1 protein-coding gene is annotated in these 971 nt (G+C 73.8%); it reads left to right on the top strand.

Going from position 1 to position 971, the window contains the following annotated elements:
- Positions 1–971: S8 family serine peptidase (locus FL311_RS43365; RefSeq protein ID WP_141333547.1), on the top strand; the 971-nt coding region annotated here is incomplete at both ends.

Raw genomic sequence — 971 nt, 5'->3', positions numbered from 1 at the left:
GCCAGGGCGGGCCGGTGCTCACCGAGAGCGGGCTGATGGGCGTGGCGCCGGGGGCCCAGCTGCTCGTGGCGCGGGTGCTGGACCTGAACGGCCGCACCCAGATGAGCGTGGTGCTCGAGGCCGTCGAGTGGTGCATGAGCCAGGGCGCCCGGGTCGCCTCGCTGTCGCTGGCCGGAGGCCTGGCCACCTTCACGTCCGAGGACATCTTCAAGGCCGCGCTCGACGGCGGGATGCTGGTGGTGGCGGCGGCGGGCAACGAGGGCCAGTTCCTGGTGTCCTATCCGGCGTCGGACCCGTCCGTGCTCGCGGTGGGCGCGGTGGATGACCTGGACCGGCGCGTGTACTTCTCCTCCCATGGCGAGCGGCTGGCGCTGATGGCGCCGGGCGTGGACGTGCTGTCCACCTTCCCCCGGGGCCTGGGCTCGTTCGCGCAGCTGGAGCTGGGACGGGCCCGGCCCGCGTCGCGCTCCCTCCTGTACGCGCCCACCGGGAACACCTGGGGCGCGCTGGTGGACTGCGGGCACGGCGGGACGCTGGACTCGTGCGGCGAGGACAGCAGCTGTGACGGCTTCATCGCCTATCTGCACCCGCACCCCTACGTGAGGCCGGAGCGGGCCATGGTCAACGTGATGAAGCAGGGCGCGCGCGCGGTCATCTTCGCCAGCGAGCTGGCGGAGGGCGGCGCGGAGATACTCTCCGTCCCGCAGCACGGCGCGTGGGTGCCCGCCGTCACCATCACCCAGGCGGCGAGCACGGTGATGGGCCGGCAGCTGGGCGCCACCACGCGGCTGACGCTGCGCCCGGTGGACTACGCGTACATGTCCGGCACCTCCATGGCCACGCCGTACGTCAGCGGCATCGCCGCGCTGCTGTTCAGCGCCCGCCCCGGCGCGACGCCCGCCCAGGTGCGCGCCGCGCTCCAGTCCAGCGCGAAGGACCTGGGCGCGCCGGGGTATGACACGGAGCACGGC

The organism is Myxococcus sp. AB025B, assembly GCF_006518215.1.
Classification (GTDB): domain Bacteria; phylum Myxococcota; class Myxococcia; order Myxococcales; family Myxococcaceae; genus Myxococcus; species Myxococcus fulvus.
The sequence above is the reverse complement of the archived record's forward strand: the minus strand, read 5'-3'. Positions and strand labels throughout refer to the sequence as shown.